This window comes from Streptomyces sp. NPDC048484 (assembly GCF_040651415.1).
GTDB lineage: Bacteria > Actinomycetota > Actinomycetes > Streptomycetales > Streptomycetaceae > Streptomyces.
The window spans coordinates 97,618-111,994 of record NZ_JBEZJY010000009.1 but is presented as its reverse complement, the minus strand read 5'-3'; the positions used below and the strand labels follow the sequence as shown (position 1 = coordinate 111,994).

General features: G+C 70.0%; 11 protein-coding genes and 1 riboswitch. Of the genes, 5 read left to right on the top strand and 6 right to left on the bottom strand.

Annotated elements, in window-relative coordinates; translation table 11 throughout:
- Positions 1-33: 33 nt before the first annotated feature.
- Positions 34-564, top strand: a complete 531-nt coding sequence (locus tag AB0D14_RS11610) for a DoxX family protein (RefSeq protein WP_362777219.1) — start codon at positions 34-36, stop codon at positions 562-564.
- A 110-nt stretch (positions 565-674) separates the two neighbouring features.
- Here AB0D14_RS11610 and AB0D14_RS11605 read toward each other — a convergent pair whose 3' ends face one another.
- Both AB0D14_RS11605 and AB0D14_RS11600 read right to left on the bottom strand, forming a co-directional pair.
- A complete protein-coding gene (locus AB0D14_RS11605) occupies positions 675-911 on the bottom strand; it encodes a hypothetical protein (protein WP_362777218.1) in 237 nt (78 codons plus the stop codon).
- Positions 898-2,325 carry a PspC domain-containing protein gene (locus AB0D14_RS11600; protein WP_362777217.1) on the bottom strand — a complete coding sequence of 476 codons (1,428 nt, stop codon included), beginning with the start codon at positions 2,323-2,325 and terminating at the stop codon, positions 898-900. The genes AB0D14_RS11605 and AB0D14_RS11600 overlap by 14 nt, the downstream gene beginning before the upstream one ends.
- Positions 2,326-2,564: 239 nt before the next feature.
- Between AB0D14_RS11600 and AB0D14_RS11595 the strand changes: the two genes are divergently transcribed.
- Both AB0D14_RS11595 and AB0D14_RS11590 read left to right on the top strand, forming a co-directional pair.
- The gene (locus AB0D14_RS11595; RefSeq protein ID WP_362777215.1) at positions 2,565-3,848 is read left to right on the top strand and encodes a PspC domain-containing protein; all 1,284 of its coding nucleotides are present in this window, start codon (positions 2,565-2,567) and stop codon (positions 3,846-3,848) included.
- Positions 3,845-4,615, top strand: a complete 771-nt coding sequence (locus AB0D14_RS11590) for a response regulator transcription factor (protein WP_362777212.1) — start codon at positions 3,845-3,847, stop codon at positions 4,613-4,615. Before AB0D14_RS11595 ends, AB0D14_RS11590 begins: the two co-directional genes overlap by 4 nt.
- A 285-nt stretch (positions 4,616-4,900) precedes the next feature.
- On the opposite strand, the gene AB0D14_RS11585 is transcribed toward AB0D14_RS11590, so the two are convergent.
- On the bottom strand, positions 4,901-5,743 hold the full coding sequence (locus AB0D14_RS11585; protein WP_362777210.1) for an L-histidine N(alpha)-methyltransferase: 843 nt from the start codon (positions 5,741-5,743) through the stop codon (positions 4,901-4,903).
- Between the two features lie 238 nt (positions 5,744-5,981).
- Positions 5,982-7,055, bottom strand: coding sequence for an NlpC/P60 family protein (locus AB0D14_RS11580; protein ID WP_362777208.1), 1,074 nt, complete (start codon positions 7,053-7,055; stop codon positions 5,982-5,984).
- A 505-nt stretch (positions 7,056-7,560) separates the two neighbouring features.
- On the opposite strand from AB0D14_RS11580, the gene AB0D14_RS11575 reads away from it, so the two are divergent.
- The gene (locus AB0D14_RS11575; RefSeq protein ID WP_362777206.1) at positions 7,561-7,914 is read left to right on the top strand and encodes a hypothetical protein; all 354 of its coding nucleotides are present in this window, start codon (positions 7,561-7,563) and stop codon (positions 7,912-7,914) included.
- Between the two features lie 89 nt (positions 7,915-8,003).
- Here AB0D14_RS11575 and AB0D14_RS11570 read toward each other — a convergent pair whose 3' ends face one another.
- Positions 8,004-9,215, bottom strand: a complete 1,212-nt coding sequence (locus tag AB0D14_RS11570) for an NlpC/P60 family protein (protein WP_362777203.1) — start codon at positions 9,213-9,215, stop codon at positions 8,004-8,006.
- A gap of 6 nt (positions 9,216-9,221) precedes the next feature.
- Positions 9,222-9,394: riboswitch (cyclic di-AMP (ydaO/yuaA leader) on the bottom strand.
- A gap of 404 nt (positions 9,395-9,798) precedes the next feature.
- On the opposite strand from AB0D14_RS11570, the gene pcrA reads away from it, so the two are divergent.
- Complete coding sequence (pcrA, locus tag AB0D14_RS11565; protein WP_362777201.1) at positions 9,799-12,393, top strand: DNA helicase PcrA; 2,595 nt, start codon at positions 9,799-9,801, stop codon at positions 12,391-12,393.
- Positions 12,394-12,488: 95 nt separating this feature from the next.
- Here pcrA and AB0D14_RS11560 read toward each other — a convergent pair whose 3' ends face one another.
- The gene (locus AB0D14_RS11560; RefSeq protein ID WP_362777200.1) at positions 12,489-14,222 is read right to left on the bottom strand and encodes a M23 family metallopeptidase; all 1,734 of its coding nucleotides are present in this window, start codon (positions 14,220-14,222) and stop codon (positions 12,489-12,491) included.
- Positions 14,223-14,377: the final 155 nt, after the last annotated feature.

Below are 14,377 nucleotides of genomic sequence, written 5' to 3'. Positions count from 1 at the left end.
GAACCGTTCGGCGGTTGAGAGGTGGCGGAGGCTATGGCTCACGGCATGCGGATGGACACGCACTCCGGGTACGCGGACGACGGCGGCGGGGACTGGCGGGACACCGCCACGCGGTACGCGTTGCTGCCGCTGCGGGTCTTCCTCGGCGTCACTTTCATCTATGCGGGGCTCGACAAACTCACCGACAGCGCGTTCATGTCCGACGCCGGGGCAGGCTCGATCGGCGACATGATGCGTGCGGTCCGTGATTCGTCGGCCGTTCCCGCCCTCATCGACCTGTCTCTCAAGAACCCCGTCGGTTTCGGCTATGCCATCGCCCTTGGCGAACTCGCGGTGGGGATCGGCACCCTGATCGGCCTGCTGGCCCGCCTCGCCGCGTTCGGCGGAGCACTGATCTCTCTCAGTCTCTGGCTGACGATGAGCTGGGCCTCGGACCCGTACTACTTCGGTAACGACCTCCCCTACCTGATGGCCTGGCTCCCCCTCGTGCTCGCCGGTGCCGGGGTGTTCTCCATCGACGCCAAGCTGCGGTCCCGCCGTAGGCGCCGGACGGGCGCCTACTAGATCGACCGCCGACCGCCGACCGCCGACCGTCGCTGTTGGCATGGAATGGCAGGCACGACACGGCACGCGCCCGGTTCTCGGCGCGGCTGGGCGGCGGCCCGGGGCCTGGCTCAGCCCGGGGCGTGCGTGCTGTCCCGCGAGGGCAGCCGGCGGCGCCGGCGGCGGCGTATTCCCTGGGCCAGGCCGCCCGTCACGGCCGCCAGGCACAGACCTCCGGTGACCAGCGGGATCACCGCGAACCATGGAGTCTCCCAGAGGCCGCCCGCGTCGCCGGCGTAGATGACACCCGTGAGGGCGATGAAGAAGCCCGCGACGAGCCGGCCGGGCTGGAATTCATGACGCAGCACGGGTGACCTCCGCTTGTCCGACGCCGACGTCGAGAGTGAGGTCGAGCGTGCCGCCGTCCTTGCTCCCGTCCGGGGGCGTGAGTGTCAGTTGTTTGTGCTTGCCCGGAGCAACGTCCACATCCTGTTCGTCGTCCCCGGGCAACTGGATGTCGCCGACGCCCACTTCGACGTCCAGCTTCAGCGTCGCGTTCTTCGGCACGAGGACCTTGAGCCGGCCTATGCCCACGTCGACGTTCGTCGTCACGGTCCGGCCCTTGCCGAGGCTGATCCTGCTGAGATCGAGGATTCCGGCGCCCGTACCCAGGTCGTACTGCCGCTGTACGGCGGCCGCCGTGGCCGGCGTCCAGTCCCTGCGTTCCCAGTGTGGCGTGATGTCCTTCGGCAGGACCGCCGAGCACGCCAGCAGGACCGCTGTGACGATCGCGAGGAAGACCGACCCTGCTCCCGTACGCCCCAGGAACGCGCTGACCGCGATGCCCAGGCCGAGCACGACCAGGGCACAGGCCAGGCCGGTCTGGAGGCTGGTGCCGAGCGTGTGGTCGTCCCAGGCTGCCTTCGTACCGAGCCCGCCCGCGACGAGGGCGAGCAGGAACACCCGGCCGCCGATCCAGCGAGGGCCGCGGGGCTTGGGGTCACGCGTCCGTATGTCCCGGTCGGCGCCGCCGCCGTGCGCGATGGTGATCGCCGCCTCGATGTCGCGGTCCCGTGTGCTCCTGGGACCCCACAGATAGCCCGTGCCGCCCACATACGTCCCGTCCTTGACGATGGGCTCGCGCCACCAGGAGGGGAAGGAGGCGGGCACGGGCGGTGCCTGGGCCTCCGGCGGGGCGTCGGCGACGGCCTGCGCGGCGATGGGACCTCCCCTGTTCGCGCGCGGCCGGGAGCTGGGAGACGGGGCGGGGTCGTCGGTGCCTCGCTGCCGCGACCAGTAGCCGGCGCCCGCGAGGAGCAGGGAGAGCGTCGCCGCGAAGGTCAGCACGCTTGCGTTGTTCAGCATGGAGAGGAACACACCGCAGCCGACCAGGGCGAACAGCACGCCCGCCAGCGCCTGGCCGTCGACGCGGCCGGTGAGGAGCTTGCGCACCTCGTTCTCCTCCTCGTCGTCGTACGGGACGAAGAGCCAGGCGAAGCCGTAGAAGATGAGGCCGAGGCCGCCGATCGCCGAGAGCACCGCGAGCACGATCCGGAAGATCACCGGGTCCATGTCGCACTGCCGCCCGAGCCCCGCGCACACACCGCTCAGCATCTTGTGCCGCCGGTCGCGGCGGAACCTGCGCGGGATTTCGGGCACTACCGGGTCCTCAGGTGCGCCTCTCACGCCCGCCGCGCGCGGCTTCTCCCTCGCCGGCGCAGGGCCCGTCGGTGCCCGGCCTGCCGACGCCGGGCCCGCCGCGGCGTGCTGCTGATCGCTCATACGTCCATGGTGACTGCCACGAAGGCACGGCGGCAGTGGGTACGACCCTGGTCGAACCCTGAATTCGACCCCGGGGACGATCCGCATGCCGCGCGACGCCGGTCGGCACGGCCCGTCCGGCCCCATCCTGCCCTGTTTGGCCCCGCCCGGCACCGCCCCGAGGCCGGATTCGAAGATCAGGGGAGTCTCGGGGGTCGACCCTGATGCCCGGCGGGTCCCGGCGTGTGAATATCGATGGCATGCCGGATGCCGCAGCTCTGACCGTCGAGGACCCGCGGCCTCCGCGCAAGCTCTACCGCAGCAGCGACGGACGCTGGCTCGGGGGCGTGGCGCGGGGGCTCGCCGGGCATCTCGGCCTGCCTGTCATCTGGGTGCGGCTGGTCTTCGCGGGCCTGTTCATGGCGGACGGCCTGGGGGCGTTGCTGTACGCGGCATTCTGGTTCTTCGTCCCGCTCGGCGTCGGTGGCGTGGACGCCGAGCGGCCTCCCGCCCTCGCCACCGAGACCGCGCCCGACGGCCGCCGCAGACTCGTGGCCCGCAAGCCCGACAAGGGGCAGATCGTCGCGCTGCTCGCGATGGTCGTCGTGGCCATGGTCTTCGTGGAGAACGTCGATCTGAGCGGCGGGGCCAAGGCCTACCTCTGGCCCACCGTCCTCGTCGGCGCGGGCGTGGCCCTGGTCTGGCGCCAGGCGGACAACGCGCGACGGGCCCGCTGGATGGAGGCCGGGCGCCGCAAGCGCACGATCACACTGTTCCGCTCCGCGGCCGGGGTCCTGCTCGTCGCCGCGGGAGTCTCCGGGACATTCGTCCTGCAGGGCTCCGCCGCCCACCTCGGTTCGGTCCTGCAGGCCGCGCTCGCCGTCCTCGTCGGGATAGCGCTGCTGGCCGGTCCGTATCTCGTGCGGATGACCCAGGACCTCTCCGAGGAGCGCCTGATGCGTATCCGCGCCCAGGAGCGGGCCGAAGTCGCCGCGCACGTCCACGACTCGGTGCTGCACACCCTGACCCTGATACAGCGCAACGCGGAGAACGCGAGCGAGGTCCGACGGCTCGCCCGCGCCCAGGAGCGCGACCTGCGCAACTGGCTCTACAGACCGGAGGGCACCGGCAAGGACGAGCCGGAGGAGCCCGACACCCTCGCCGAGGCCGTCAAGCGCAGTGCGGCGGAGGTCGAGGACAAGCACGGGGTCCCCATCGAGGTCGTGGTCGTCGGCGACTGCCCGCTCGACGACAGGACCGGCGCCCAGATGCAGGCCGCGAGGGAAGCGATGGTGAACGCGGCCAAGTACGGTGGCGAGGGCGGCGCGGTGCAGGTCTTCGCCGAGGTCGAGGGGAGGACCGTCTTCGTGTCGGTCCGGGACCGCGGCCCCGGGTTCGACCTGGACGCGATACCCGCCGACCGCATGGGCGTCAGAGAATCGATCATCGGCCGCATGGAGCGCAACGGCGGTACGGCCCGGCTGCGCGCGGTGCCGGACGGCGGCACGGAAGTCGAGCTGGAGATGGAGAGGGCGGAGACATGAGCGACGCGAACGAACCGACCGGAGCGGTCGAGCCGAACGCCGGCGCGACCGGTGTCGGCGCGACCGGCGCGGGCGCGGCCGAGGACCCGGCGGGTTCCGCGCCAGGGCGGCGGGCGCGTGTGGTGCTCGTCGACGACCACCGCATGTTCCGTACCGGAGTCCAGGCGGAGATCGGGCAGACCGAGCAGACCGGTGTCGAGGTGATCGGCGAGGCCGCGGACGTCGACCAGGCGGTCACGGTCATCACCGCGACGCGCCCCGAGGTCGTCCTCCTCGACGTGCACCTGCCGGGCGGCGGCGGGGTCGAAGTACTGCGCCGCTGCTCGCCGTTGATGTCCGATGCCGAGCAACCGGTCCGCTTCCTCGCGCTGTCCGTGTCGGACGCCGCCGAGGACGTCATCGGTGTGATCCGGGGCGGCGCCCGCGGCTACGTGACGAAGACGATCACCGGCGCGGATCTCGTCGACTCCATCTTCCGCGTCCAGGACGGCGACGCCGTCTTCTCGCCCCGCCTGGCCGGCTTCGTCCTCGACGCCTTCGCCTCGACCGACGCCCCGCCCGTCGACGAGGACCTCGACCGACTCACCCAGCGCGAACGCGAGGTCCTGCGCCTCATCGCCCGGGGATACGCGTACAAGGAGATCGCCAAGCAGCTCTTCATCTCCGTCAAGACGGTCGAGTCCCACGTCTCGGCCGTCCTCCGCAAGCTGCAGTTGTCGAACCGGCACGAACTGACGAGGTGGGCGACGGCACGCAGGTTGGTGTGACGGCTGGTCTGACGGCTGGTGCGACCCGGCCACACTGCGGACCGGTATGGCCGTCCGGGGGCGCGTGTGTGATCACACGGATGCCCTTGTGCGCGACGAGAGGAGGCCGGCATGCTGCTGAGGTTCCGCGGCGCTCGGAGCCCCCTGCTCGCGGCCCCGGCGCACGCCTGGGCCGCCTTCGTCGCGTACACCGGCCGCACCTGAACGCCGACGCCTGAGCCCCGTGCTTCGGGCCCCGCCGCTGCGCGCGTGAGCCGTTGAAGAGTCAGCCCGGCTGCAACGAATTCAGCGACTGGCGCGCGGCGATGGTGGCCAATCCGGGTTAACGGCCACGGCCTTGAAGAACGTGTAGTGGAAGGTGCCGTCCTCGCCCGCCGTTCGGTACAGGTCCGTCACGCCGCGGTCGAAGGCCTCGGGGGTCGTCAGGCCCGCGGCCAGGGCGTCCTCCCGTACGGACTCGATCATGGTGATGAAGGTGTTGCGGGTGAAGCCCTCGACCAGGGGCGGGCGGGAGCGGTCGGCGTAGACCGGGTGGGGGCGGACGGTGACCCCTTGGTATCCGGCGGTGGTGAGGAGCGGGTGGAGTTGGCGGCCCAGCAGGGCGTTTCCCCCGGCCGCGCGCTGGAGTCGGACCTGGCAGCCGATGGCGGCGTGGGCGTCCGCGCTGTCGGGGTGGAAGAACGCCGAACCGTGGTCGCCCTCGATGACCGTGAGGGTGCCGCCGGGGCGCAGGACGCGGCGCAGAGCGGTGAGCGCGCGCTGCGGGTCGGCCAGGTGTTCCAGCACGAAGCAGACGAAGACGTGGTCGAACGTGGCTTCCGGGAAGGGGAGGTCGAAGAGGTCGGCCTGATGCCAGGTTACGGAGGCGCGGGGGCGGTCGGCCGTTACCCGTGCGCGGGCCGCGGCGAGTGAGTCGGCCGAGATGTCCACCGCCGTGAAACGGGCCTGCGGGCTTGCCGCGACCAGATGGACCGTCTGAGCGCCCACGCCGCAGCCGACCTCCAGGACCTTGCTGCCCGGTGGATACGCCGTACCGGCGTGGAGGAGTTCCGCGAGGGTGTCGGCCTGGTCGCCGAGGCGGCGGGACTCGTGGGCGGAGTAGCCGTGAACGTAGTCGACGGGCTTCATGACGGCAGGGGCAGGGGCAGGGGCAGGGGACGGGGCAGAGGCGAGGGTGGGGGTGGTGGCAGTGGGTGTTGTGGCTGTGGCGTCGGCAGGTGTGGTCATAGCCGTGAGCCTGGTCCGGGAACGGTTCCGTGGACAGGGCCAATGAGGTGGCCGGTTAGAGAGCCAAAGGGGAGTGGCAGGGGCTCTGACGGCACGACCAGGCCCGGTTCACGTGACGCCCGCAGCCCCGTCCCGCCGCTCACGTCACGCGAGTCGCCCCCGCGAACGGCATCTCGTCGACCGGCGCCTCCCGCACCGGCTCCGACGGGTTGGGCGCGTGGACCATCTGCCCGTTGCCCACGTACAGCCCCACATGACTGATGCCCGAATAGAAGAACACCAGGTCACCGGGCTGGAGTTCGGAACGTGAGACGCGTCGGCCCGCGTTGATCTGCGCGTACGTCGTCCGGGGCAGTGAGATGCCCGCGGCGCGGAACGCGGCCTGCATCAGCCCCGAGCAGTCGAAAGCGTCGGGGCCGGTGGCACCCCACACATACGGGCTGCCGAGCTTCCCGTAGGCGTACGAGACCGCCGCCGCCGAGCGGGAGTGGGAGGAGGAGCCGGGGGCGGTCGTGGCGGAGCCCGCGCCGAGGCCGCGTGGGGCCGAGCCGGAACGCGAGGCACGTGCCGTGTCCGGGTCGTCCGCGCCGATACGCGCCCGGTCCTCGTCCGACAGCCGCGACAGCAGTTGGCGTGCCTCGCCCAGTTTCCCGGTGACCGTCTTCTTGTGCCGTTTCAGATCCGCCTGCCGTGCCTTGAGCGAGGTGAGTTCGACGTGTGCGGCGCCGCGCAACTGCTCGATCTCGCGCAGCTGGGTGCGTACACGCGACACCGCTGAAGCCTGCCGGTGGCCGGCCCGCTCGGCGAACGCGGCCCCGTCCAGGTACTGATCGGGGTTCGAGGAGAGCAGCAGCCCCAGTGAGGGATCGATACCCTCGCCCCGGTACTGGGCGGTCGCCAACGAACCGAGTGCGTCACGCTCGGAGTTGAGCCGTTCTGTTTTGCGTGCGGCCTCGTCCTGGAGGGTGCCCAGCCGGTCGGCCGCCTTCGTGGACTTCTCCTTGGCCCCGTTGTACTTCTCGGTGGCGACCTCCGCCTCCTGGTACAGCTTGTCGACCTTGGCCTTCACCTGCGCCGGCGTCAGGTCGGGCGAGGCAACCCCCGTCCCGTCGAAGCCGGTCGCACTCGCCGCGCCCACGAGCGCGATGGTGAAGGCGGTGCGGGCCGTACCGCCGCCGAGTGAGCGCTGCCTGGGCTTGCGGTGCGCTGCCACGTGCGATCCACGTTCCTTCCGTGCGGCCGCCGAGGCGCTGGTACGTCCACGGCGGCGGTTTCAAGGGCCGGTTGCACGTCCGGCGGCGGCCCGCACAGGGGGAGCGGACCGCCGCCGGACCTTTCTGGCGGTGGTGCCGACTGCCGCCCCTGACCCGGGCGGTTGTGGTGGGGAGCCGGTCACCTGGGGAAGGACGCTAAACCTGGCGGTGGGCCGTTGGTAACGGCATGTACGGAAGTGGTGACAGTCGGGCATGAGGTGACCGGATGCGACCGTGATCCGGACCCGGCGCCATCGACTTGGCGTGCTGGGGTGACCGATGCGTGCGTTGTGGGGGAACGGCGGAAAAGACCGTGCTACGGGGCCCGCGCCACGATGGGCTTCGCGTTATGCGGTTCGCGCTCTGGCTCTGGCTCTGGCAGGGGTGCTGGGCACACAGCCGCGACGCTGTGGCGGCCGGGGTGGTGCGAGGCGGGGTGCGGGCGTCCGGTTAGGGTCCGGGCTCATGGACGTACTCATTCATGTCTTCGTCGCCCTGCACATCATCGGCATCGCCTCCCTGCTGGGCGGCTTCCTCACCCAGATGAAGGCCATGGGCGACGGCACGGCCCGCTTCACCCCCGCCATGCTCCACGGCGCACTGACCATGCTGGTCACCGGCGCGGTCCTCGTCGGCCTCAACCAGGCCGACGACCAGACCGTCAACAACATCAAGATCGGCGTGAAACTGGCCCTGCTGGTCGTGATCCTCGGCCTCGTCTACGTGAAACGCGACGAGGAGAAGGTGGAGAAGGGGCTGTTCGGCCTGGTGGGCGGACTGACCACGGTGAACATCTTCATCGCGCTGCTCTGGACCTGAGCGACAGCCGGAAGGCGCCGGAAAGTACCGGAAGCGAGAAGCCGGAAGGCGGAGGCTGTTGTCCGGCTCCCGGCCTGCGAGCGGTGTCCTTACGCCGGTCGCACCACGCTGTGGATCGGCATGTAGTAGATCGACTCCTCGCGGACGTACGCACCCGGCTTGGGGGCGTGGATCATCATGCCGTCGCCGATGTAGATGCCGACGTGGCTGATGTCGTCGTAGAAGAAGACGAGGTCACCGGGCTGGGCGTGGTCCACGGAGACCGTCGTGCCGGTCTCGACCTGGTCCCACGTCGTGCGCGGAAGGGTGACACCGGCGGCCTTCCAGGCGGCCTGGGTGAGCCCGGAGCAGTCGTACGAACCGGGGCCGCTCGCGCCCCAGACGTACGGCTTGCCGGTCTGGGCGCGGGCGAAGGCGAGCGCCTTGGCGGCCTTGGCCGTGGCTGCGGAATCGGAGCCCGGCACGCTCCCCGTACCCGTACCCGTACCCGTACCTGTGCCAGCTCCCGTACCCGTACTCGTGGTGGCGCCCGTGTCCTGCTGGGCCTGCTGGGCCCGTGCCGCCGCCTCCTGGCGTCGGCGCTCCGCGTCGGCCGCCTGCTGCCGGGCCAGTTCGTCCGCCTTGCGGCGGGCCTCCTGCTGCCTCTCGCGCTCGATCGCCGCGAGCCGGGCCTTGTCCTCGGCGGTCAGCCTCGAAAGGAGTTCGCGCGCCGTGCCGAGCTTCCGCTGGACGTCAGCTTTGGACGCCTTCAGCGTGCTCTGTGTCGTGGTGAGCGTCTCCAGGCCCTCGGACGCCTCCTGCCGCTTCTTCGATGCGGCGGCCTGCTGCGTCGCGTAGTCGTCGACGGCCTGCTGCTGCCGAGCGGTCAGCCGGCTCATCAGCTGGGTCTGGTCGAAGTAGTCCTGCGGGTCGTCCGCGAGGAGGAGGTGAGCCGTGTCGGGGGCGGAGGCTCCTGTGCGGTACTGAGAGGTGGCGAAGGACCCGAGCGACTCGCGCGCGCTGTTGAGCTTCTCCGTGCGCTTCGCCACGTCGTCGAGGAGGGTGTCGACGCGCTTGCGCTGCTTGGTGGTCTTCTCTTTGGTCGCGTTGTACTTCTCGGTGGCCGTACCCGCCTGCTGGTAGAGGTCGTCGACCTTCTTCTGGACTTCCTCCATGCTCGGAGTGCTCGGGGCGGGCTCCGCGGCCGGCGAGGCGTCCGCCGTCTGGGAGAGCAGGGCCACCGAGGTCAGGGCCGCGGTGGCAATGGCCGGCGTCCGTATGCCCATGGAACTGGGGGGCCGCGACTTGCGGTGTGGCGCCACGAGGGCGTCTCCTTCCGTCATCCGCCTACCGAGTTAGCTGTCGGGTTCGGGCGAATGCTCCGGAAGGTTTGCCCTACGGTCCTCGTCCCGCGAGGGAGTCGGACCGATTCACCCCAAGATCGGTTGGGTCCCCGGTTCCGGAGGCCATGAGGGCGTACCGGATTCGGCGGAGTCCGCTCGGCCCGGCGTTGTTCGCCGGTGCGGGTCGAGCGACCTACTCGAAAGTTAGCCAATTCGTGTGGCTCCTGTGAAGTTTGATGTGCGATTTGCCCGATAGATTTTCGTTATCTGGGTCTCGGGCTTCGCTTCTGGGTGTCAATTGGTCATTGTCTGGGGTGAGTTGTCCGAAGTGGTGCGGCAGTGGCGTGGAGTGGTGAATTCCGTCTACTCCGCGCCGTTGGCTGTCAATCGGCCAGAGTTGGCTGCGGTGTGGAGAGGGTGTGTCCCGGCCCGACCGGTCGGTCGCAGACCGTGGTGAGGTGGTGATGGTGAGTGAGAGCTTGTCCTGGTCGGCCGGTCGGATTCCGCCGAGTTTCCGGGGTGGCGGCAGGGTGTCAGTGGGGGCGCCTAGACTCGGAGAGCGATGAGCAGCCTCTTTGATGACAGCTTCCTGGCGGACCTCAAGCCCTCGCAGGGTCATGAGGAAGAGCCGCCGCCGCCCGAGGACGAGGCGCCGGATCCGGTTCCGGTTCCGGACGACCTGTTCGGCGGGCGTTTTGACGTGCCGCCGAGCCGACAGGCCTCCGCCGAAGGCGGGGGCGGGTACTACCGTGACGGCGCCCCCCGGCCGCTCATGGATCCGGCCGCGCTCCTGGACGGGCTGAACGAGAACCAGCGCGCGGCGGTGGTCCATCACGGCTCACCCCTGCTCATCGTGGCCGGCGCCGGTTCCGGCAAGACCCGTGTACTGACGCACCGGATCGCCCACCTGCTGGGCGAGCGCAAGGTGCACCCCGGCCAGATCCTCGCGATCACCTTCACGAACAAGGCCGCGGGCGAGATGAAGGAGCGCGTCGAGCAGCTCGTCGGCCCGCGGGCGAACGCCATGTGGGTGATGACCTTCCACAGCGCCTGCGTGCGGATCCTGCGCCGCGAGAGCAAGAAGCTCGGCTTCACCTCGTCCTTCTCGATCTACGACGCCGCCGACAGCAAGCGCCTCATGGCCCTGGTCTGCCGCGACCTGGACCTGGACCCCAAGCGCTTCCCTCCGAAGTCCTTCAGCGCCAAGATCTCGAACCTGAAGAACGAGCTGATCGACGAGGAGGACTTCGCCGCCCAGGCGGGCGACGGTTTCGAGAAGGCTGTCGCCCAGGCCTACGCGATGTACCAATCGCGGCTGCGCGAGGCGAACGCGCTGGACTTCGACGACCTGATCATGACGACGGTCAACCTCCTGCGCGCCTTCCCCGACGTCGCCGAGCATTACCGTCGCCGCTTCCGTCACGTCCTCGTGGACGAGTACCAGGACACGAACCACGCGCAGTACTCCCTCGTCCGGGAGCTCGTCGGCACCGCCGCGCCCTCCGCCGAGCACCCCGAGGACATCCCGCCCGGGGAGGACGATCTCCAGCCCGCCGAGCTGTGCGTCGTCGGTGACGCCGACCAGTCGATCTACGCCTTCCGTGGCGCGACGATCCGCAACATCCTCCAGTTCGAGGAGGATTACCCGAACGCGACCACGATCCTGCTGGAGCAGAACTACCGCTCCACGCAGACGATCCTGACCGCCGCCAACGCGGTCATCGAGCGCAACGAGTCCCGGCGTCCCAAGAACCTGTGGACCAACGCGGGCGCGGGTGCGCGCATCACGGGCTACGTCGCCGACACCGAGCACGACGAGGCCCAGTTCATCGCCGACGAGATAGACCGTCTCACCGACGCGGGCGACGCGAAGGCCGGCGACGTCGCCGTCTTCTACCGTACGAACGCCCAGTCCCGTGTCTTCGAAGAGATCTTCATCCGGGTCGGTCTGCCCTACAAGGTCGTCGGCGGCGTCCGCTTCTACGAGCGCAAGGAGGTCCGGGACGTCCTCGCGTACCTGCGTGTGCTCGCGAACCCCGAGGACTCCGTACCGCTGCGCCGCATCCTGAACGTACCCAAGCGCGGCATCGGCGACCGCGCCGAGGCGATGATCGACGCGCTCTCCCAGCGCGAGAAGATCAGCTTCCCGCAGGCGCTGCGCCGCGTCGACGAGGCGTACGGCATGGCGGCTCGCTCGACCAACGCCGTCAAGCGGTTCAACACGCTGATGGAGGACCTCCGTACGATCGTCGAGTCCGGCGCGGGCCCGGCGACCGTCGTGCAGGCGATCCTCGAACGCACCGGATATCTCGCCGAGTTGCAGAGCTCCACCGACCCGCAGGACGAGACCCGCATCGAGAACCTCCAGGAACTCGCCTCGGTGGCATTGGAGTTCGAGCAGGAGTCGGGCCGCGCCGAGGCCGCAGGCGCAGGCGGAGCCGAGGGTGAAGGTGGGGCCGACGGTGAAGGTGGAGCCGAGGGCGAGGGTGAGACGCCGGCCGGGCTTGCCGCCTTCCTGGAGCGGGTGGCCCTGGTCGCCGACTCCGACCAGATCCCCGACGAGGACGAGGACGGCTCAGGCGTCATCACCTTGATGACCCTCCACACCGCCAAGGGCCTCGAATTCCCGGTCGTCTTCCTGACCGGCATGGAGGACGGCGTCTTCCCGCACATGCGCGCCCTCGGCCAGACGAAGGAGCTGGAGGAGGAGCGGCGGCTCGCGTACGTCGGCATCACGCGCGCCCGTGAGCGGCTGTATCTGACGCGGGCGTCGATGCGCAGTGCGTGGGGGCAGCCCTCGTACAACCCGCCGTCCCGCTTCCTGGAGGAGATCCCGGACGCACATCTGGACTGGAAGCGCAGGGGGTCCATGGGGCCTGTGGCCACCGGCCCGGCCGCCGGTGTGGCAGCTTCCCTGTCGTCCTCCCTCTCCCGTTCGGCGGCCTCGGGCGCGTCCGGCTTCGCGACGCGGCGGGGTGCTTCGGACAAGCCGGTGGTGTCGCTGGCGGTCGGAGACCGGGTCACGCACGACCAGTTCGGCCTCGGCACGGTGGTCGGGGTGAAGGGCATGGGGGCGAACTCGGAGGCGACGGTCGACTTCGGCGGCGAGAAGCCGAAGCGTCTGCTACTGCGGTACGCGCCGGTTGAGAAGCTGTAGGAAAACCGGAAAGCCGGGAGGTCCCCGGGAAAGACAGGGAGACGCGGGAGATCCTGCCGGACGAGTGAGGCGGGGTCGCCGGTCCGAGGGCTCGCCTACGTGGGGTCCACTCCGTGGCTGCGCAGCCACGGGAGCGGATCGATCGCCGAACCGCCGCCGGGACGTACCTCGAAGTGGAGGTGCGGGCCGGTGGAGTTGCCGGAGTTGCCGGAGTAGGCGATCGGGTCGCCGGCCTTCACGACCGTCCCCGAGGCGACCTTGTACGTGGAGAGGTGGCAGTACCAGGTCTCCGTACCGTCCTTGGCCGTCACGATGACCATGTTTCCGTAGGCGCTGTTCCACTGCGTACGGACGGTCCCGTCGGTCGCGGCCATCACCGTCGTGCCGTACGAGACCGGGAAGTCGATACCGGTGTGCACGGACATCCAGTTGATGCCGGCCTGACCGTAGTAGGCGCTGAGCCCGTGCCGCTCGACCGGCAGTGCGAACTTCGGACGCAGCCGCTCCTTGCGGGCCGCGTCCGCCGCCGCCTTCTGCTTCTCGGCGACCCGCTCGGCCTTCAAGTCGATACGTTCCTGCGTACGGCTCGCCCGGTCGGCGAAGTCGTCCGCGTCCGCGGAGAGGTTCTCCAGCTGGGCGTCCAGCTTGTTGTTCGCGGCAGACGGCTTCACGGGGCTCGCATCGGGCGCGGCGGCTGTCGTGCGGACATCGTCTCCGCCGTCGTCGCCACCGGTCACGGACGCTGCGGCGATGCCCGCGACACCCATCACGCACGCCGAGGGCACGGCGATCGTCAACAGCGCGGAACGCTTGGGCGGGGGGCGGCGGCGCGACGACCGGGAAGCGGAACGGCCCGCCGCGCGGGACGCGGCACGCGTGCCCGGGGCGGCGGCGGAGACCGGAGCGATCTCCTCGGCACCTTCGAGCGGCGACGGCTCGTCGTCCGCGTGGGTTCCGGGGTCCGAGTCGGCGATGTCATCGGCATGGTCTGAGCGGCCGAACTCGCCTTGTGCGGTGGCCTGTTCCTCATAGGGAACTTGTTCGAACGTGCTGGTGGCCTGCTGGTCGTACGCGACGTGACGGTCGTACGCGTCCTGCTGGTCGTACGACTCGTGCTCCGCCTGCGGGTGCGCCTGCGCGTGGAGCTGGGTCTCGGCCTGGGCGTGGGGCTGCGCCTGGGACTGTCCCTGGTGCTGTCCCTGGTGTTGCTCGCCGCCGTCCGAGTTCCACGCCGTGGCGTCGTACGTGCCCGTCTCGAAGGTCGGCGCCGTCCACTGCTGGGTGGGGTCGACCGGGTCTGCCTGGCGCCAGGCGTTCGCGTCCCACTGCCCGGTGCCGTCGGGGCTCCCGGCCTGCGCCGGGATCTCACCGAGCTGCTGGTAACCGGTATTCGGCCAGACACCGCTCGTGTCATAGCTGCCGGTCTCGTAGGCGGCGTGGTGCTGGGCCGCGTACGGGTCGTAGTTCAGCGTCTGATGACTGCCGGTGGAATGCCGCCAGTTACCGCTGGGAGATGCCCCGGTCGTGGCGTCGTACGAACCCGTTGCGCCGCCGCTGCCGTCGGTTCCGCTTCCGTTGCCGGGCAGATCGCCGAAGAGGGGATCGGTGTCGAACGTGGTCGTCGGGTAGGCGCCCGTCGTGTCGTAGCCGCCCGTCGTGCCGTAAGAGCCGGTGACGGCCGGTTCAAAACCGGTGGCGGGGTACCCGTCGTGCATGGTGAAGTCGCCGTACGGGGCTTCCTGCTGGCCATAGGACGCGTAGTGCGCCGAGATGGCCTCGGGAGCCGGAGCCGGGGGAGTTACGGTCCCCGACGGGTGACGGTCGTTCACCAACTTCTCTTTCGCCTCGACAACAGGGGCTGGCAGAGCAGTGCGGTGACTGTACCCGGCGGTATGAGGGCGCGACAATCTTCGGCAGGTTTCCTCCTCTCAGGAAACGGGCATTCGGCCGCCTTTCGGCGGTGTATGGGCACAGCCTTGGCCTT